This window comes from Shewanella woodyi ATCC 51908 (assembly GCF_000019525.1).
In the GTDB taxonomy this organism is placed as follows: Bacteria; Pseudomonadota; Gammaproteobacteria; order Enterobacterales; family Shewanellaceae; genus Shewanella; species Shewanella woodyi.
This window is the reverse complement of sequence record NC_010506.1, coordinates 1,496,846-1,515,119: the sequence shown is the minus strand read 5'-3', so window position 1 is coordinate 1,515,119 and position 18,274 is coordinate 1,496,846. Positions and strand designations below refer to the sequence as shown.

The 18,274-nt window shown below is 45.1% G+C and carries 19 protein-coding genes; 10 read left to right on the top strand and 9 right to left on the bottom strand.

Annotated features, from left to right (window positions below; translation table 11 throughout):
- Positions 1 to 21 precede the first annotated feature (21 nt).
- The 3 genes from SWOO_RS06015 to SWOO_RS06005 all read right to left on the bottom strand — a co-directional run bounded on the left by SWOO_RS06015 (position 22) and on the right by SWOO_RS06005 (position 2,624).
- Positions 22 to 1,320 (bottom strand): ammonium transporter, encoded by a 1,299-nt coding sequence (locus tag SWOO_RS06015; RefSeq protein WP_012323821.1) that lies wholly within the window; start codon positions 1,318 to 1,320, stop codon positions 22 to 24.
- A complete protein-coding gene (gene glnK / locus SWOO_RS06010) occupies positions 1,321 to 1,659 on the bottom strand; it encodes a P-II family nitrogen regulator (protein WP_012323820.1) in 339 nt (112 codons plus the stop codon).
- Between the two features lie 239 nt (positions 1,660 to 1,898).
- Complete coding sequence (locus SWOO_RS06005; RefSeq protein ID WP_012323819.1) at positions 1,899 to 2,624, bottom strand: TerC family protein; 726 nt, start codon at positions 2,622 to 2,624, stop codon at positions 1,899 to 1,901.
- A 325-nt stretch (positions 2,625 to 2,949) separates the two neighbouring features.
- Here SWOO_RS06005 and SWOO_RS06000 point away from each other — a divergent pair, with 325 nt between their 5' ends.
- Entirely contained in the window at positions 2,950 to 3,651 is a 702-nt protein-coding gene (locus tag SWOO_RS06000) for a DedA family protein (protein WP_012323818.1), read from the top strand.
- Between the two features lie 51 nt (positions 3,652 to 3,702).
- Here the strand turns inward: SWOO_RS06000 and aspA are convergent, their stop codons facing one another.
- A complete protein-coding gene (aspA, locus tag SWOO_RS05995) occupies positions 3,703 to 5,160 on the bottom strand; it encodes an aspartate ammonia-lyase (RefSeq protein WP_012323817.1) in 1,458 nt (485 codons plus the stop codon).
- 203 nt (positions 5,161 to 5,363) lie between these two features.
- Complete coding sequence (locus SWOO_RS05990) at positions 5,364 to 5,564, bottom strand: DUF7661 family protein (protein ID WP_456154247.1); 201 nt, start codon at positions 5,562 to 5,564, stop codon at positions 5,364 to 5,366.
- A gap of 394 nt (positions 5,565 to 5,958) precedes the next feature.
- On the opposite strand from SWOO_RS05990, the gene SWOO_RS05985 reads away from it, so the two are divergent.
- The 6 genes from SWOO_RS05985 to hemL all read left to right on the top strand — a co-directional run bounded on the left by SWOO_RS05985 (position 5,959) and on the right by hemL (position 10,888).
- Positions 5,959 to 6,291, top strand: a complete 333-nt coding sequence (locus SWOO_RS05985) for a c-type cytochrome (protein WP_012323815.1) — start codon at positions 5,959 to 5,961, stop codon at positions 6,289 to 6,291.
- Positions 6,292 to 6,293: 2 nt separating this feature from the next.
- On the top strand, positions 6,294 to 7,520 hold the full coding sequence (locus SWOO_RS05980) for a sulfite oxidase (RefSeq protein ID WP_012323814.1): 1,227 nt from the start codon (positions 6,294 to 6,296) through the stop codon (positions 7,518 to 7,520).
- Positions 7,520 to 7,900 (top strand): hypothetical protein, encoded by a 381-nt coding sequence (locus SWOO_RS05975; protein ID WP_012323813.1) that lies wholly within the window; start codon positions 7,520 to 7,522, stop codon positions 7,898 to 7,900. Before SWOO_RS05980 ends, SWOO_RS05975 begins: the two co-directional genes overlap by 1 nt.
- Positions 7,900 to 8,310: a c-type cytochrome gene (locus tag SWOO_RS05970; RefSeq protein ID WP_012323812.1), complete on the top strand. Its 411-nt coding sequence runs from the start codon at positions 7,900 to 7,902 to the stop codon at positions 8,308 to 8,310. The genes SWOO_RS05975 and SWOO_RS05970 overlap by 1 nt, the downstream gene beginning before the upstream one ends.
- A gap of 242 nt (positions 8,311 to 8,552) precedes the next feature.
- Complete coding sequence (locus SWOO_RS05965) at positions 8,553 to 9,572, top strand: aspartate carbamoyltransferase (RefSeq protein WP_012323811.1); 1,020 nt, start codon at positions 8,553 to 8,555, stop codon at positions 9,570 to 9,572.
- A 29-nt stretch (positions 9,573 to 9,601) separates the two neighbouring features.
- Positions 9,602 to 10,888 carry a glutamate-1-semialdehyde 2,1-aminomutase gene (hemL, locus tag SWOO_RS05960; RefSeq protein WP_012323810.1) on the top strand — a complete coding sequence of 429 codons (1,287 nt, stop codon included), beginning with the start codon at positions 9,602 to 9,604 and terminating at the stop codon, positions 10,886 to 10,888.
- A gap of 79 nt (positions 10,889 to 10,967) precedes the next feature.
- Here hemL and SWOO_RS05955 read toward each other — a convergent pair whose 3' ends face one another.
- Positions 10,968 to 11,171, bottom strand: coding sequence for a hypothetical protein (locus tag SWOO_RS05955; RefSeq protein ID WP_012323809.1), 204 nt, complete (start codon positions 11,169 to 11,171; stop codon positions 10,968 to 10,970).
- 592 nt (positions 11,172 to 11,763) lie between these two features.
- On the opposite strand from SWOO_RS05955, the gene nhaD reads away from it, so the two are divergent.
- Positions 11,764 to 13,011 carry a sodium:proton antiporter NhaD gene (nhaD, locus tag SWOO_RS05950; RefSeq protein WP_012323808.1) on the top strand — a complete coding sequence of 416 codons (1,248 nt, stop codon included), beginning with the start codon at positions 11,764 to 11,766 and terminating at the stop codon, positions 13,009 to 13,011.
- 84 nt (positions 13,012 to 13,095) lie between these two features.
- Here nhaD and SWOO_RS05945 read toward each other — a convergent pair whose 3' ends face one another.
- Both SWOO_RS05945 and SWOO_RS05940 read right to left on the bottom strand, forming a co-directional pair.
- The gene (locus SWOO_RS05945; protein WP_012323807.1) at positions 13,096 to 14,082 is read right to left on the bottom strand and encodes a general secretion pathway protein GspB; all 987 of its coding nucleotides are present in this window, start codon (positions 14,080 to 14,082) and stop codon (positions 13,096 to 13,098) included.
- The gene (locus SWOO_RS05940) at positions 14,082 to 15,698 is read right to left on the bottom strand and encodes an ExeA family protein (protein WP_012323806.1); all 1,617 of its coding nucleotides are present in this window, start codon (positions 15,696 to 15,698) and stop codon (positions 14,082 to 14,084) included. The genes SWOO_RS05945 and SWOO_RS05940 overlap by 1 nt, the downstream gene beginning before the upstream one ends.
- Before the next feature lie 160 nt (positions 15,699 to 15,858).
- Here SWOO_RS05940 and SWOO_RS05935 point away from each other — a divergent pair, with 160 nt between their 5' ends.
- Together SWOO_RS05935 and SWOO_RS05930 are read left to right on the top strand one after the other, a co-directional pair.
- Positions 15,859 to 17,100, top strand: a complete 1,242-nt coding sequence (locus tag SWOO_RS05935; RefSeq protein WP_012323805.1) for a multifunctional CCA addition/repair protein — start codon at positions 15,859 to 15,861, stop codon at positions 17,098 to 17,100.
- A 218-nt stretch (positions 17,101 to 17,318) separates the two neighbouring features.
- Positions 17,319 to 17,585 carry an Lpp/OprI family alanine-zipper lipoprotein gene (locus SWOO_RS05930; protein ID WP_012323804.1) on the top strand — a complete coding sequence of 89 codons (267 nt, stop codon included), beginning with the start codon at positions 17,319 to 17,321 and terminating at the stop codon, positions 17,583 to 17,585.
- Positions 17,586 to 17,721: 136 nt separating this feature from the next.
- Here SWOO_RS05930 and SWOO_RS05925 read toward each other — a convergent pair whose 3' ends face one another.
- Complete coding sequence (locus SWOO_RS05925) at positions 17,722 to 18,249, bottom strand: hypothetical protein (protein WP_012323803.1); 528 nt, start codon at positions 18,247 to 18,249, stop codon at positions 17,722 to 17,724.
- Between the last annotated feature and the right edge of the window lie 25 nt (positions 18,250 to 18,274).

Genomic DNA, 18,274 nt, shown 5'->3' with positions numbered 1-18,274 from the left:
ACTAAAGTGAACAGCTACCCTTTACAAAATATAACCGCTCTCTTCATGTTCTGATTGATCTAAACCTGTGATCTCTTGCTCGCTACTGACCCTTAAGCCATTAACTAATTTACCGATAATCACAAAGAGTACCCAAGAGACAATCGCGGTATAAGCAAAGGTCGCGACAACACCGATAAGCTGAACCCCAAGTTGATCTAACATGGTCTCATTACCTTCGGCAAACCCATAACCACTAAATACACCTAACTGAGTTGAGCTAAAGACCCCCGCTAACAAGGTACCTAAAATACCGCCAACACCGTGCACTGGAAAAACATCCAATGAATCATCGATCCTTAACTTTTGTTTGATATAAACCGTCGCGTAGAAACATACCATGCCGCCTAAAAGGCCAATGATCAGTGCGCCACCTGGCCCAACATAACCCGAAGCAGGTGTGATAGTGCCTAGACCCGCCACCATACCGGTTACGACTCCTAACGCGCTGGGTTTACCAAACTTTATCCACTCAATGGCCGCCCAAGTCATGGCGCCCATCGACGCTGCAAGGTGTGTAACCAAAATAGCCATAGCCGCACTACCATTCGCGCCAAGTGCACTGCCGCCATTAAAGCCAAACCAGCCAACCCATAACATGCCCGCGCCGGTAACGGTCATCGTCAAGTTGTGAGGCATAATCGCTGAGTTGAGAAAACCTTTACGGGGTCCTAGCACTTTTGCAGCAACCAGAGCGGCAACACCAGCTGTGATATGGACAACCGTTCCCCCAGCAAAATCATATAAGCCTAACTCTGCTAACCAGCCGCCACCCCACACCCAGTGGGTAATAGGAGCGTAAACTAAAAGCAACCAAGCGCCAGAAAACAGCATCACAGCCGAAAACTTCATTCGCTCGGCAAAGCCACCGATAATTAAAGCGGGCGTGATAATGGCGAAAGTCATCTGGAACAACATAAATAGAGGTTCAGGAATATCGCCAGAGAGATCATCTCGGCCCATTCCTGCTAGCATCACCTTGTCCAGTCCCCCAATAAAACCATTACCACTATCAAATGCAAGCGAGTACCCGATCACAAACCAGAGTACCGAGGCTAGCCCCGCAATAGAGAAACACTGCATCAGTACAGAAAGTACATTTTTACTGCGTACTAGCCCGCCATAGAATAGGGCAAGTCCAGGCAAGGTCATCAATAGAACCAGTGCCGATGAGCTTAATACCCACGCAGTATTAGCGCCATTAAATGCACTCTCTTCAGCCAAAGCAGGGAAAGAGAAACAACTAAGGCCAATAAGGAAACTCAATATCATCCATTTCATCTAAATAGCCTCATCGCCTTCTTCTGATGTTCTAATACGAACAACCTGCTCTAGTGGGGAGACAAAAATTTTGCCATCACCTATTTTGCCCGTATTGGCGGCGTTGATGATCGCCTCTATCACCTCATCTTCATGGCCACTGGATATAGCGATCTCTAGTTTAATTTTTGGCAGGAAATCTACAGAATACTCTGCGCCGCGATAGAGTTCAGCGTGACCTTTTTGGCGTCCGAACCCTTTGACTTCTGTGACTGTTAAGCCCTGTACTCCCAATGAAGACAAGGCTTCACGGACATCATCTAATTTAAAAGGCTTTATAATTGCGGTGATCAGTTTCAACGCCCTCTCCCGTTTTATTAACTGCAAATATTAGTTAACGTTAAAGCAGGAATCAGGCCATTGAGTTAAAGTGTTTATTTTCAATAAATTAAAAATATTGCTAGCTAAAGTGACCCATCAACGTGCATCACCATGGTGCATAGAAAATTCCCAGCGCACACAATAGGTGCATAGTTTTGCACCTTTGACGCATAGAGGTGCAAGCTGTGATTAAAATTAGATAAAGGCCCCCTGTTGAACTAGTCGCCAGAAGTCTCCTCTTTTCGCTTAGATTTGACTCTAAGGTTCAGCATCTCCACTGCGATAGAGAAGCCCATAGCGAAGTAGATATATCCCTTGGGAATATGCACGCCAAACCCTTCAGCCAACAATGTAAAGCCTATTAAGGTGAGGAAAGTCAGCGCTAACATCTTCACCGTTGGATGCCGCTCAACAAAGTCACCTACAGACTTGGCCGCAAACATCATCACACCAACAGCGATCACAATCGCAAGTATCATCACCTCAACATCGTCGGCCATACCGACAGCGGTGATCACTGAGTCCAATGAAAATACGATATCGAGGATCGCTATCTGTATTAAAACAAAGAAAAAGCTACTGCCCCTAGCTTTAGGAGCCGTTTCCCCCTCTCCCTCTAAACAGCCATGTATCTCAGAGGTACTCTTATAAATCAGAAAGAGTCCACCAAAGAGTAGGATCAGATCGCGCCCAGACACTCCATGTTCCATCACAGTAATAAAGGGTTCAGTCAGTTTCATCACCCAGGCGATAGAGATAAGCAGAAGAATACGAGTCAGCATCGCAAGGCCGAGTCCTAAAATTCGGGCACGCTCTCGTTGATGCTCTGGTAGTCGTCCCACTAAAATTGAGATAAAGATAATGTTGTCAATGCCAAGGATAATCTCCAACACAGTTAATGTCAGTAGTGCTAGCCAAGCATTGGGATCGAGTAGTAGTTCCATAGAGAACTCCATAGAAAAAACAGACAGTGAATAAGCTTAAGCTTGAATCAATCAGTGCTCAACTCAGTGAGCTAAGTTGAATAATGTAAAATAAAGGAGGATGGATCACTTTACTTTAAGTCAGGCTAAATGAATTAAGAATTAACAGAAGATGTAAGTTTCTTAATCTTCAGAAATAGTTAACTAAGGCTGATAGTACCTGATGTATAGTGCAACACAGGGGTTATCCTGTGCGAGCTATCAACCGGCGCCCCTCTCTCATCGACAGCCCTCTGTCCTGAGCACAGTTTCAACCTTGTGTTAGCTCGATTTAGGAACATTAACTATGCTAGATTCATTTATCTCAGTGCTTACCGCCCTGTGGCAACAAGATTTTGCCCTACTGCAAAGTCCCGGCAGCGCAGCAATGATCTACTTATGTATCTTTTCACTTATCTGGCTTGAAAGCGCGCTTCTACCCGCAGCACCTATGCCCTGTGACAGTGTCGTTATTCTCTCCGGCAGCTTAGCCGCAGCAGGCATCATCAGTTTGCCTTTAACCTTTACCATTTTACTGGTTGCAGCCGCAACTGGCAGTTGGGTTGCATTTCTACAGGGTCGCTGGTTACACAAGCTTCCCAAGATTCAAAAATGGATAGACGCAGTGCCTGAGCACCGCATGAACACTGTAGATAAGTTACTTAATCAACATGGGTTACTGGCACTTTTTACCGCCCGTTTTATCCCTGTAGTCCGTCCGCTATTACCGTTAATGATGGGGTTACACATAAAGAAAGTGACTCATTTCCACTACTTTGCTTGGTTAAGTGCTGGGATCTGGTGCGCCTTACTCATCGGTTTTGGCTACTCTCTCTCCTACCTGCCAGAGAAGATCGCAAAAGTGGTCACCATGGGGCTGATGATAGCGCCAGTGCTTACCTTAGCTATCGCCATCGTCAGCTTCTTAACCGGTTATCTGCTTAAAAAGAGACGTGCTGTTAAGACTCTTAAGCCACTGACCCAACTTGATGATCGATCACAAGTCTAATAAAAAACCGGAGCATCTAGCTCCGGTTTTCAGTTATTAACTACTATAATTTTAGCCTTTAACGGCTGTCGCAAACCGCTGAGCTTTATATTGAGGATTCATCAGGTTCTCAATGGAGAAGATCTCATCGAGCTGCTCCTCTGATAGCAATCCTCGCGCTAACACCACCTCTCGCACGCTTTGGCCCGTTTCGGCACAGATCTTACCGACGATATCCCCTTCATGATGACCAATAAATGGGTTTAAATAGGTGATGATACCGATAGAGTTAAGTACGAAGTCCTGACAGATCTGACGATTTGCCGTGATCCCCTTAATGCACTTATCTTTAAGCGTAAAGCAGGCATTTTCCAGCAGCGACAATGACTCAAACAAACTCTGACCAATAACGGGCTCCATTACATTAAGTTGTAACTGACCCGCTTCAGCCGCCATCGTAATGGTCAAATCGTTACCACATACTTTAAATGCCACCTGATTGACCACCTCAGGGATAACCGGATTAACTTTAGCTGGCATAATTGATGAGCCCGCCTGCATTTGAGGCAGGTTTATCTCATTAAATCCACAGCGAGGACCCGAAGACAACAGACGAAGGTCGTTACATATCTTCGACAGCTTGATGGCAAAACGCTTTAAGGCGCTCGATAACATCACATAGGCGCCACAATCCGATGTCGCTTCAACTAAGTCCTCTGCGGGTACAAAGGCGTGACCTGTGATCTCAGCCAGTTTTTCGATGGCTAATTGAGAATAGCCTTGCGGCGTATTAAGCCCAGTACCAATCGCCGTGGCCCCTAAGTTGACTTCAAGCAGTAACTCCTGACAACGTTGTATGCTTTTCAGCTCCTCCTTCAAGGTAACACCGAAAGCGCGAAACTCCTGCCCAAGAGTCATAGGTACTGCATCTTGCAACTGAGTACGCCCCATCTTTAATACATCATCAAACTCTGCCGACTTAGCCATAAAGGTATCGATAAGGAGAGTCAGAGCGGCTAAAACAGATTCGGTTCGCTCAAACAGCGCAACACGAAACCCAGTAGGGTAGGCATCATTAGTGCTTTGGGACTTATTAACATGATCGTTAGGGTTAATATGCTGATAACTCCCCTTCTCGTGCCCCATCTGAGTCAAAGCGATATTGGCAATAACCTCATTGGTGTTCATATTAACCGAGGTACCCGCTCCACCTTGAAATGCATCGATGGGAAACTGATCATAAAATCGTTCACCGGCTAACAGAGTGTCACAAGCTCTAACAATTGCTGCTGCGATATCTTGAGATATGGTGCCTAGCTCTCCATTTGCTAACGCTGCGGCTTTTTTCGTTTTCACCATACCGCGAACAAACTCAGGACAATCACCAATCTTTTCACTGCTGATATTAAAGTTTTCCATCGCTCTTAGGGTATGAATACCGTAAAACGCCTCTTTCGGGATCGATTTATCCCCTAGCAGATCCGTTTCTAAACGTGTTTCTTCGCTAAGGTTTGCGTACATTACCGTCATGACTGAATTCACTTATGATTGTGATTAATAAAGGTCTGGTATAACGAAAGGGCAGGATATAGCTTGAGGTTTTAAGCTATCTATAACAATGAGGTTTGCCCCTTTAAACGTCATCGGAAATTGCTTTCCGAACTTAGGGTAACATCGGCACAAAATGGCTTAAATACTTTTATGCAGATTAATGTAATTACTTAAAAATGTATCTATTTTAGCGCGATAACATGGGGGTGTTTCTCACTGGAATGCTCGTGGAAAATATCATCCAGATACCCAGCTAGATCTTGCTCTGTCAACTCCGTTGGGATCACCACATCAAACACTCGAGAACGTAAACCTAGGCCCGAATCGATAAAGAGCAACCAAGCCCCCTCTTTTCTTTGTACTAACATGGTTTTTCCGAACACATCAAACTTAAGCAAACTACTTCTCCTATCGTTGAAAAATATGTCAAATCTGACTAAACCAAGCTAACAGTTTTGTATCCGAAGCGACATGGCTTACGCCACTTTTCCTTAAACAAACAAAGAAAACGTCATGCTGTTATCACTCCTACCGCACTAGCGCTCAAATAGCGAGCACAACTATCTGTTGGTATTTTCCTTTAAATACTAATGCTTAAAGTATTTTTTAGAACTTTTTATATTTTTTTACACACGTTTTTTCACCTTTTAAAGGTAACTTCATGAGCTATAGCACAGTCTAGTTAAATACTTTGATCCGGATCAATTCAATCATGATTTTCTTAATTCAATCACAAGTAAGAAATACTAGGCAGCCATCGATAGTGTAAGGAAGGTTATGGGTGTAAATAAAAACAAGAAGAGTAAGGCAATAAAAGCCATATCGCTCTCCATTGGTTTAGCCGTTATGGGAAGTATGAGCGCAGCTTCAGCGGCAGATGATCAAGCGTTACTGAATATGTGCAAAGCCTGCCATGGAAATGATGGAAGCAGTGAGTTTGCCTCAACTCCAAATTTAAAATGGCAAAACACAGCGTACATGGTGAAACAACTAGAGCAGTTTAAAAGTGGTCAACGCCAAGATAAAACCATGACTAAGGTCGCCAAAATACTAAATAAACAGCAGATGGAAGCACTGGCAAGCTACTTTAATAAAGGTAAGGAAGAGTAAGAATGAGTATCGACAGACGTAAATTTTTAAAGGGCGCCGTAGCCACTTCAGTCACCGCAATGTTGCCAATAAACTGGGCGTTTGCACAAAACCGCCCTGCAGGTATGGCACCGCTCGATGTCTCAGCCGTTAAATGGTCTAATGTAGATGATCTTCCTGAACACTTTAAAGTGCTTAACTCCAGCCCGTTAAACGCCTTCCCACCAGAGCATCTACTTGCCCCAGTAAAGACCCCTGCCGATGTGGCCTTTATCCGCTGGAATGGCCAGATGCCAGACTTTGAAAATATCGATCCCGACACGTGGGAGTTCACCGTCGACGGTGAGTCAATCGAAACCCCAAAGACCTACACCATTGCTGAGCTTAAACGTAAATTTAAAACCCATACTCAACAGCTAGTGCTTGAGTGTGGCGGTAACAGTCGCGAAAACTTCTACCCTAACGCTAAGGGAAATCAATGGAGTAATACAGCGGTTTTCTGTGCAGAGTGGACCGGTGTACTGGTCAAAGATGTATTGGCAGATTGTGGTGTTAAAAGTGATGCAGTCTACACGGCGCATTATGGCGCAGATAAACATATCAGTGGCAAAGGCGCTGCGATCTCTCGTGGTGTTCCGATTGAAGCTGCGATGAATGAAAATGCCATGATAGCTTGGGGCATGAATGGCGAGGATATTCCATATATGCACGGTTACCCGCTGCGTATCGTCTTCGGTGGTCGCCCAGGCTCTGTATCACAAAAATGTGCAACAGGCATGGGCGTGCGTGATCGCGTCCATGATGGCAAGAAGATGGAAGCCCCAGCCTATCAGGTACCTAAACATCCAGTTGCACCTGGCGAAAAAGTCGCTAACAAAGACTTTAAGATTATCGAAGAGATGATTGTTAAGTCGCTTATTACCGCACCGCAAACTGGCGGTGAACTAGCGCTAGGCAAATCTTTAGAGGTCAGTGGCCATGCTTGGGCAGGTACGCGAGATGTGGCTAAAGTCGAAGTCAGTTATGACTATGGAACAACGTGGCAGACAGCCTCGTTAACAAAACCTGTTAACCCGATGGCGTGGCAACAGTGGAAGGTCAATCTGAAGCTACCTCAGACAGGTTATTATGAGATCTGGGCCAGAGCTACCGATACTAAAGGCGATAGTCAGCCTATGGTTCAACCTCAATGGAACCCTAAAGGTTACCTATTTAACGGCTGCCACAGAGTCGCTGTAAGGGTCGTATAATGAAAAAACACCTTTATACGGTCGCACTACTGCTCGCTAGCAGCGCTTTTGGCGCTGCTGCCACCGAGCAGTACCCGATTGATAAGGCAACAGGTCTTATCATGGCTCCGGGTTGGGAGATGGTTAAAAATCAGTGCAACGCCTGCCATACCAGCTTGATTATTCCCCAGAACGTGGGCAGTCGAGAGGTGTGGCGTGACACCATTCAGTGGATGATAGACACCCAAGGCCTATGGGATCTTAATGAAACATGGGATCCTGTACTCGACTACCTTGAGACCTATTACAATGAATCGGGTATTGATATGAAGATCTTCAGACGTAAGCCGTTAGAAGCCGCTCAGATGCCCCCCCTTCCTCAAAAGATGGAGATCGAATAATGACGTTAGTCTTAAAAGCGTCACTATTGACGGCGGGGCTCCTACTCTCGAGCAGCACTATCGCAGCAGCTGAGAGCCCAGAAGTTGAGTTTAGTCAGGCTTTAGCCGTCACAGAGCTTAAGCTAGATAAAACGCTATTAGCTCAGAAGTTTGACCTTGCCCAAGGTGAGATGCTGGCAAACACGCGCTGCATTGCTTGTCATGGCAGTGCAATGTTAGGCATGATGCCAACTTACCCAAGCCTAATGGGACAGAAAACTGCCTACCTGTTTAAGCAACTTATCGACTTTAAACAGGGGGACAGAACAGACCCTATCATGCAAGCACAAGCTGGCATGTTATCCCAAGCTGAGATGAAAAACGTCGCTTACTACTATTCACAGCAAGCCCCGTTATCATTGGCTAAATAATCAAAGCCCACTTAAAAATCCGGCAGATACTGCCGGATTTTTTTATTGACCAGATGCTGGATAAGATAAGCAAACATTCTGAGTCAAAACTTCCCCGAAATCCCACAAAATAGATAGCGCAGATATTCCACAAACGCTGTGACTCTGGTATAGTGCCGCCTCAGCCACCCTACATAACTTTTGGCATGATAATCGGGTATACACCTGCTATTCGTGCCCCCAGAAATTGGAAATAAAGGCTGATGACTCAGTTTCAAGGTTCTCATATCCTATCGGTAAACCAGCTCGATCTGGACGCCGTTCAACAGATATTCAATGTTGCTTCCCGCATGACACCCTATGCCCTTAGACAGAAGCGTACTACTGTCTTAGATGGTGCCATCTTAGGCAATCTGTTTTTCGAACCAAGTACACGTACCCGTATCAGCTTCGGTTGTGCATTTAACCTGCTCGGCGGCAAAGTCAACGAAACCGTTGGTATGGCATCATCGTCACTCTCAAAAGGTGAGTCCCTATACGATACAGCCCGAGTGCTCTCAAGCTACTCAGATGTGATTGCGATGCGCCACCCAGAAGCTTTCTCGGTGAAAGAGTTTGCCCAAGGCAGCCGTGTGCCAGTGATTAATGGTGGCGATGGCTCCAACGAGCATCCAACCCAAGCCCTACTTGATCTGTTTACCATACAGAAAGAGCTCGCAACCCAAGGGCAAGATATTAGCGGTATGAATATCGCGATGGTGGGGGATCTTAAATTTGGTCGTACTGTGCACTCTCTCTCTCGTCTGCTGTGCATGTATAAAGATGTGACCTTCACATTGGTTTCACCAAAAGAATTGGCGATGCCTGACTATGTATTAAATGACATAGAAAATGCTGGGCATAAGATCACAATTACCGATCAACTTGAGGGTAATCTGGATCAGGCTGATATACTCTACCTCACACGCATTCAAGAGGAGCGTTTTCCTTCACAGGAAGAGGCCAATAAATACCGTGGTAAGTTCCGACTTAACCACACTATTTATACGAAACACTGCAAATCAAATACAGTGATCATGCACCCGCTGCCTAGAGACTCTCGTGAGCAAGCCAATGAACTGGATAATGACCTTAACAGTCACCCTAATCTGGCTATCTTTAGACAAGCTGATAACGGCCTGCTGATCCGTATGGCACTATTTGCACTGACACTCGGTGTTGACACACAACTAGAAAAACATGAGTGTCCGGTTAACTGGTATTCACGTAAAGCCGAACTATAACCCGGCAACAGACTTTGAAAGGATTGATAATGACCCGTTCCGACGAACTATTTGAACAGGCTAAAAAAACCATCCCAGGCGGTGTTAACTCACCAGTACGTGCTTTTAATGGCGTAGGTGGTTCACCTCGCTTTATTGATAAAGCTGATGGCGCCTATATCTATGATGCTGACGGCAAAGCTTACATCGATTATGTGGGTTCTTGGGGCCCGATGATCTTAGGCCACAACCACCCAAAAATTCGTCAAGCAGTATTAGAAGCCGTTGAAAATGGTCTCTCTTTCGGTGCGCCAACAGAACTTGAAGTCAAGATGGCTGAGAAAGTTATCGAGATGGTTCCTTCAATGGAACAGGTTCGTATGGTGAGTTCAGGAACTGAAGCAACCATGAGCGCTATTCGTCTTGCTCGTGGCTTCACTAACCGTGACAAAATCCTAAAATTTGAAGGTTGCTACCACGGCCACGCTGACTGTCTATTGGTCAAAGCAGGTTCTGGTGCACTGACTTTAGGTCAACCTAGCTCTCCAGGGATCCCTGAAGATTTCGCTAAGCACACGTTAACGGCAACCTATAACGAACTAGAGTCGGTAAAGACCCTGTTTGAACAGTACCCAGAAGAGATCTCTTGTATCATTCTTGAGCCTGTCGCTGGCAACATGAACTGCATTCCACCTGTAGAGGGTTTCCTTGAAGGTCTACGTGCTATCTGTGATCAGTATGGTGCACTGCTTATTATCGATGAGGTAATGACAGGTTTCCGTGTATCTAAGAGCGGCGCTCAAGGTCACTACGGTATTACACCTGACCTAACAACACTAGGTAAAGTCATTGGCGGCGGCATGCCAGTTGGCGCATTTGGCGGACGTAAAGATGTGATGCAGTTCATCGCACCTACCGGCCCTGTTTATCAAGCAGGTACTCTCTCTGGTAACCCAATCGCGATGTCTGCGGGTCTTGCCCAGATGGAAGAGTTATGTGCAGAGGGGTTGTATCAAGAGTTAGCCGCTAAGACTAAACGCATTGCCGAAGGCTTTAAAGCTGCAGCAAACAAGCATGGCATCCCTATGTCTATCAACTATGTAGGCGGCATGTTTGGCTTCTTCTTCACCGAAGAGGAGAAGGTGACACGTTTCGATCAAGTGACCCAGTGTGATGCTGAGAAATTCCCTGAATTCTATCATGGCATGCTAGATGAGGGTGTTTACTTAGCCCCTAGCGCCTATGAAGCAGGCTTCCTCTCTATGGCCCATGGTGAGAAAGAGCTAGAAGAGACATTAGCAGCTGCTGAACGCGTATTCGCTAAAATGGCTAAATAACTGAAAGATCTAATTGTTAGCCATTAAGTTTCAGGCACAAAAAAGGACGCATCAAGCGTCCTTTTTTATGCTCTTAATATTAAAAAGGCCGTCTTTTCTCATGGCCAGACATCCAAGCGGAACGAAGAATGAGCAATGCTATAAAGGTCTGAATTAGCAAAGTTGGGTGATCAATCGCAACAGCAAGATCATCTAGTATCCCAAAACCAACAAACTGCTTTGCGCAGATGACTAACCAAACAAGCGATCCCAGTAACAAAACAGCCCTTAATAAAAATTTCATCCTAAAACCCCCCATTAATCAACGAACGTTATTGGATCTGCTTCAACAGTCAATAATGTATCTGCTTTACTAGAAATATTATGAAACACTTTACTGGATACTTTTTGAGCAGTCAATATTTTGACACTGACAGAAATAGGAGAAAAAATGTGGATTTTGAAGTTACGAAAGCTGTATATAAGATACCCAATTACAAGTCATTATTTACTTTGAATATTTGAACAAACAGATTTCACTAATAAATAAAAAAATAAATTAGCATTTCTTATAGCTTTTTAGAAAAAACTGACTAGCAATCACCATATTCCACTTAAAAAAGCATCATATCTAACTTAACTGTTTGCTGTTACCACTAAAAATCACATGCAGTCAGATAACTTCCAGCTCCAGTTTCATTGACAAAATATTAACCACAAGCACCAAAGTGACCTTTGCCGCAGTTTTCTTGAAAACATGAGCCAGTTAACACTTGTTTTATCCCCCTCTCTATGGCCTAATTCGCACCGCTAAGCACACCAAGATTAATTTAACCTTAAAACTATACCGTTTACTGATACCAAGTAGACTCATAATCAGCTGTAGGAACTGTCGTATGCTCTACATATTCCTTATCTCTCTCGCCATTCTGGCACTGTTAAGTATCATTTTCGAGGAGGTAACCCACCTCAACAAAGCCAAAACCACCCTATTTTTTGGCTGTGTCTCTTGGATTGCACTCTTTATGTCAGCGGGAGATCCTGGCCATGAAAAGTTGATTGCAGCGGAGTTAAATGAAAACCTACTTGAGATAGCTACGCTTTGGTTGTTCTTAATGTCGACCATGACCTTTGTCGCCTACCTGAACGCTAAGGGGATGATCCAGATCTTGGTGCAAAAGTTGTTTCCACAGAAGGTGTCAGTACGGGTTTTAATGCTGCAAGTCGCGCTATTCTCTCTTATTCTTTCGGCTATCTGCGACAATGTCACCGCGACGTTAGTGTCACTGGGATTACTAACCACCTTCAAGCTTGATAATCAGATGAGACGCAGAATGGCAGTGTTGATCATTTTCGCGGTCAACTCAGGGGGCGTATCACTAATCACTGGGGATGTGACCACCTTGATGATCTTCCTTGGAGGTCATGTACAGATGTCTGAACTACTTATCCTCTTTGTACCTGCAGCGGTCAGTGTCATGTTACTTGCGGTATTGTTCTCTCTCAAAGCCGAAGGTCATGTCAGCACCACACCAATCACACGTGAGTACCATAAAGTTGATATTGTTATCGCCATTATCTTCTTCTGTACGATTATCGCGACAATGGCATTGAATATCCTATTTGGGATCCCGCCAGTGCTCACCTTCTTAACCGGTCTCTCAATCCTATTTCTGGTGGGACATAACTTTCGAAGTAAAAAGGAGGAGATGGAGATTCTGGAGTACATTCGACAAGTGGAGTATGACACCCTGCTGTTCTTCCTAGGAATACTGCTACTCGTTGGAATGCTAAAGGAGATAGGTACATTAGATCTATTAACAGAGGTCTATGCCATGTATGACCCAAATATCTCAAACTTTGTTACCGGTATTGGATCAGCCATCTTAGATAACGTGCCACTTACCGCTGCTCTATTGAAAGCGGAACCGGTATTAACCACGGCAGAATGGTTAGGCTTAACCTATTCAGTTGGCGTCGGCGGGTCCCTACTGGTTATAGGCTCAGCATCGGGCATTATCGCCATGAGCAAGGTAAAAGAACTGACCTTTGTCAGCTACCTTAAATATGTTCCTGCGCTACTGCTCTGCTACAGCTTAGGTTATGGTTTAACTCTCTTTATCGCCAATCATCTTCATGGTTAATGACGATAATTGATAGAGACAAAAAAGCCTGTGAATACTGCCTTTAATGGCGCATTCACAGGCTTTTATCAGTTAACCATAACCTTAAATTGCTGGCACCTTAAATTCAGTCCCTTGGATCGCTAGCACCACATCTCGCGGTCTAATCTCCACAATCTCAAGCTTGCCTCCAATAGAGTCCCCCTGCTGCAGTTCAGCGCCATCGACATTAAGCCATCGATTATTTGGATCGCTAGAGTATACATGGGCATTGATATTAAACTCAGGCACCTGCAGTTGCAGCCCTGCGGGCAGTTGGCCATAACTGGGTAGAGTGTCCTGTTTTGGTGTTGGAATAGGATCTAGACTCTTCTCTGTAACAGGCGTTGCCACCGATCTATTCACTTCAACCTCTTTCAGTGCAGCCTCGAACGCCGCTAACAGGTTGCCCTCGCTCTGATAGTTACGGGTTTCCTCCTCAACTTGGGGTTGAGCTTGATTTTGCGCCTGCTCAGGTTGTTGCTGAACTTGACTCTTAGTCATACCTAGATCATGAGCTGCAGAGTCCACCTGATACTTAAGTGAATTGAGTAACTCCTGACCTTTATGGTTTGCATTCGCGCCCAATATAATAGGCTCTCCAGCCGTGTCATCGACTGAAGATGCTGTAAGATTTCGCGAACTACTCTCTCTAACCACTTGCCTTGGCTGATGAGGTTGAGATTGAGCCTGATACCTAACTGGCATTGACTCAGCAATAGGAAGTGCCACCTTACCAGCAAGCTGAATACCGTTTTTAACCGAAGCAGAGCTCTCATCAACCACCGCTATCTCTTGCACTTTTTCAGGTAAAACAGACTCTACTTGTTGAGGCTGATTTTCAATCTTTACCACCTCTGTGCTTTGATCGCGAACCAACCAGACGATCACCACTAACAGGCTCAAAATAACTAAGCTAAGTAGGAGCAATACTCCTCTATTTCTCCCTCTGCTTAGCTGTTCATATTGCGCTCTTGGTGTCAGTACCGGATCTAGGTTTATATCGGCATTTTGCTGTTTAGCCCGAGTAACAGCGTCGAGTAAAATAGACATTAGTAGTGACCCTTAGCTTGCATTAACCTTGGCCCTTGGGCACTCAAGTAGAGATTAAGCTGAACCAATGTCTGACTGCCGGCGATAGCATCGGCTCTCAATCCATGTTTACGCTGGAAGCGCTTTAACTGCTCCTCCAGCTGAATATCGAATCGACTCACTAGGCGAGGAGCTGTGTTATCGATTTTAGCTAAGCTATTTTCCAGCCACTGGATCTGCGCCGGATTTGAGCCTTTGCCTATCTCACGTGGCAGCTCATCTGGCGCCTGCCAGAGTAGCTCGAATGTGCCGCTAAAGTGACGGTTAAACCACTCTCTGTCGACCCAAAGCTGCTGCTCATTAAGCTGGAGAAGTAACTGCTCGCCACTTCTTGATACTACCGTGCCATAAAATGCTTCATCTTGGCCATCGACCAGATACACCACAGCAGGAAAGTTAAGACGGGTTAATGAGTTCCAGTTACCCTGTTGCTGAAAGCATGAAAGCCCCTGTTGTTCGGCAGACTGACAGGCACTTAAGCCTAAATAGGGCACCTTACCCCAAAGACCTAAAATACTGGCATAGGCAGTGTCTATGTTGCGGCTATTCGCAATCGCATCATTTAACACCCGCTGACTTGCATCTAACTTATTTTCGAGATTGGCTTTAACAGGCTCAGTGCTAACTTCAGGCTTAACAACTGGGCTGACTTGGGCCGATGGCGTCGTCACTGCACTCTGCTGCTTTGTGAGTAGCAGATAACCTAACACACAGCTCAAACCCACCGCCGCTGCGATACCCGCTGGCAATAGGTAGTTAGTCTGCTTAATCTCCTCTCCCAGCACTTCAGCTGAAGCTGAGATCACCATCTTTTTATCTACGGGCACTTTTGATTTAGCGTAGCTCGCCATTAACGCGCGTTCGCATAAAAGATTGATTAAACGAGGAATACCACCACTGTATCTGTGTAAGGCTTTAATGGCTCCCGTATTAAACAGTGGCTCATGACGTCCAGCTACTTGCAGCCTATGGTGAACATACAAACCTACCTCTTCAGGCGTCAATGGTAGCAAGTGGTATCTTGCGGTGATCCGCTGCGCCAACTGGCGTAGCTCTTGGCGTTTAAGGAGCTGCTGAAGCTCAGGCTGACCAATTAAAATAACCTGCAGTAGCTTTTTGGTATCGGTTTCAAGGTTGGTTAGCAGACGTAACTGTTCAAGCACTTCGGCTCTTAGATGTTGGGCTTCATCAATAATGAGAACGGTATTGCGTCCCTTTTCATGATTAGCCAGCAGGTATTTACTCAACAGATCCGTTAACTGCTTCAGTGTCGGCTCTTTCTCATACTCAATTGAAAGCTCATCACATAAGGTGGCAAGTAACTCGAGCTCGGTAAGAGAGGGATTGAGAATAAAAGCGGTATCGGTATTCTCCGGCAGTTGATTGAGCAAGCAGCGAGAGACGGTAGTTTTACCTGTTCCGACCTCTCCAGTTAGCAGAACAAAGCCCCCCGTGTCGCCTAAACCATAAGTTAGATGTGCTAATGCTTCACGATGGCGATCGCTGAGAAACAGATAATGGGGGTTGGGTGCGATAGAAAAAGGGTTATCGCTTAATCCAAAAAACGCCTTGTACATGCAGTTATCTATCCTTATAACGACAAAATAGTAAAAAAACAGTTCAAATTAAAGCTAACAGCCTAGCATGTCAAAAAATGGATGAAAAAATGCGTCTGTACGCCGATTCAAGGCATGGTAAGCTTCCTACATCACAGTAAAAGAGGCAGTGGACCCAAAAGTGAAATTTTATCTGGTCGGCGGCGCGGTTCGCGACAATTTACTCAAACTTCCCATTAAAGATCGTGACTACATGGTGGTCGGCGCAGCGCCAGAACAGATGTTTGAGCTGGGCTATAAACAGGTGGGTAAAGATTTTCCCGTTTTTCTGCACCCTAAAACCCAACAAGAATATGCGTTAGCGCGTACAGAGCGAAAAACAGGTAGCGGCTATGGCGGATTTAGCTGTGATGCCAGCCCAGATGTGACCCTAGAAGAGGATCTGCTTCGCCGCGATCTGACCATCAATGCCATCGCGCAAGACGACAAAGGTGAGCTATTCGACCCCTATGGCGGCATCAAAGATATTGAAAGTAAAATGCTTCGCCATGTCTCAGATGCATTCGTAGAAGATCCTTTAAGAGTACTTAGAGTGGCCCGCTTTGCCGCTCGTTTTCACCATCTTGGTTTTACCGTTGCCGATGAAACATTGGCGCTGATGACCAAGATCAGCCAAAGCGGTGAGCTTGAGGCATTAACGTCCGAGCGGGTGTTTCTTGAGCTCGATAAGGCGCTTTCGACTCAAAATCCGCAGATTTTTATTGAAGTTCTTAACCAATGCCAAGCACTTGAGATCCTCTTCCCCGAGATCCATGCCCTCTTTGGCGTCCCTCAACCTGAAAAGTGGCACCCAGAGATAGATACAGGCATACACACACTGATGGTACTAGCTCAGGCCGCTAAACTCTCCGATGAAAACAGCGTGCGATTTGCAGCACTTGTCCACGACTTAGGTAAAGCCTTAAGCCCAAAAGCGACGCTACCGAAACACCATGGTCATGGCCAATCAGGCTTAGCCCTCATAAAAGTGCTCTGCGCCCGAGCCAAGGTACCAAATGAGTACCGAGATTTAGCTCTCCTGGTGAGCGATCAGCATCAGAATGTCCATAATATCCGTGAACTGCGCCCAGAGACCTTAATTAAGATATTTGATAAAGCGGATCTTTGGCGTAAGCCTGACAGACTGGAACAACTTGCTACAGCTTGTGAAGCTGACTCCAAAGGTCGATTAGGATTGGAGAATAGTCCTTACCCCCAAGCAGATTATCTAAGGGAGAGTTTTCAAGTTGCAAACTCAGTCGCAGTAAAACCTATCATAGAAGCGGGCTTTAAAGGTGCAGAGATTAAAGAGCAACTTAAATTAAAGCGTATTGAAATTGTCACAGAGTTTAAAAGAAATTTTAATGAAAGCGCTATAGAGTGAATCCTGTTTACTAACTAAAATGACAACAAGAGTTGATCTAAGACGCGAAACAGTCAAAAAATAGGGCTTCAACTTGCTTTTTTGCCTATATTCATTAAGGTATTCAGACCTTAGGGTGAAAATTCATAGCAAAATACAATAGCTATGACATAATTAACCTGTTCAGTTGTAATGTACAGCTGTGCAAATTTATCCAACCTATTTAAAGGGATTTCCCAATGAACAAAAAAGTACTTATGATTGCTGGCGTAGCAATGACTGCCCTTCTAGGTGGCTGTGCAAACACTACTGCTCTTGAAGAAAGTGTAGCTAACCTTGGCAACAAAGTTGACCAGCTATCTTCTGAAGTAAGCGCGCTTAAGTCAGAGCAAGGCGCTCTTTCTGCAGACGTTAAAGATGCAAAAGCAGCTGCTATGGATGCTCAAGCAGAAGCTCAGCGTGCTAACGCTCGCATCGACAACGTTGCTTCTTCTTACAAGAAGTAATTTGTCTGTATCGGCAACACATCTTGTGTTGCCGATACATCCTTTTTAAAACTCCGCTCCGCCCCTCATCTTCTTCCCTATTTAGTCCTCACCTTCCCTGTATAAGTCCCCAGAGTTAAATCGCCTCAACACAAAATTATGCCGCCTGTTGAAAGCCTAACGCTAAGTTGTGACCATCATATTGGGTGATCGGTATTAATATCGCCGAGCCAATTAACTCCTGCTCAGTCAGTGCCAATTGAAGACGCTTGTCCATGGGATCAAAGCAAACTCCCTCTGGCTTCAGCCCACTGCAAGCTAAATTGACTAAATAAGTCGCAAGCTTATGCAGATTCAAATAAGCTCCTTGAATTTTGGCTTGATAGAGTACGCCAATATCACCACTGAACTTTACTGGTCTTCGCCCTATTGAGGTCGAGTTATCGGCAAATATCATCGCTTGAGAGCGGCTCATGCTCAGAGATACTAAAGAGACTGGCTTTGGCTCAAAAATAGTGGAGTCAGTAGAAATTGACTTAGGGTAACGAACGCCGCGATAGGCTTTTACGGGTTTTTCTGAGATAAAATCACTGAACTCATGGAGTAGATAGGGGATAAGCTCTCTGTCGTTGCTATCGACAAACTCAAGAAAAGCATCCACACCTTGCTGGGTAACCTCTTTCATATTAATTCCCTTTAAAATTGAAAGT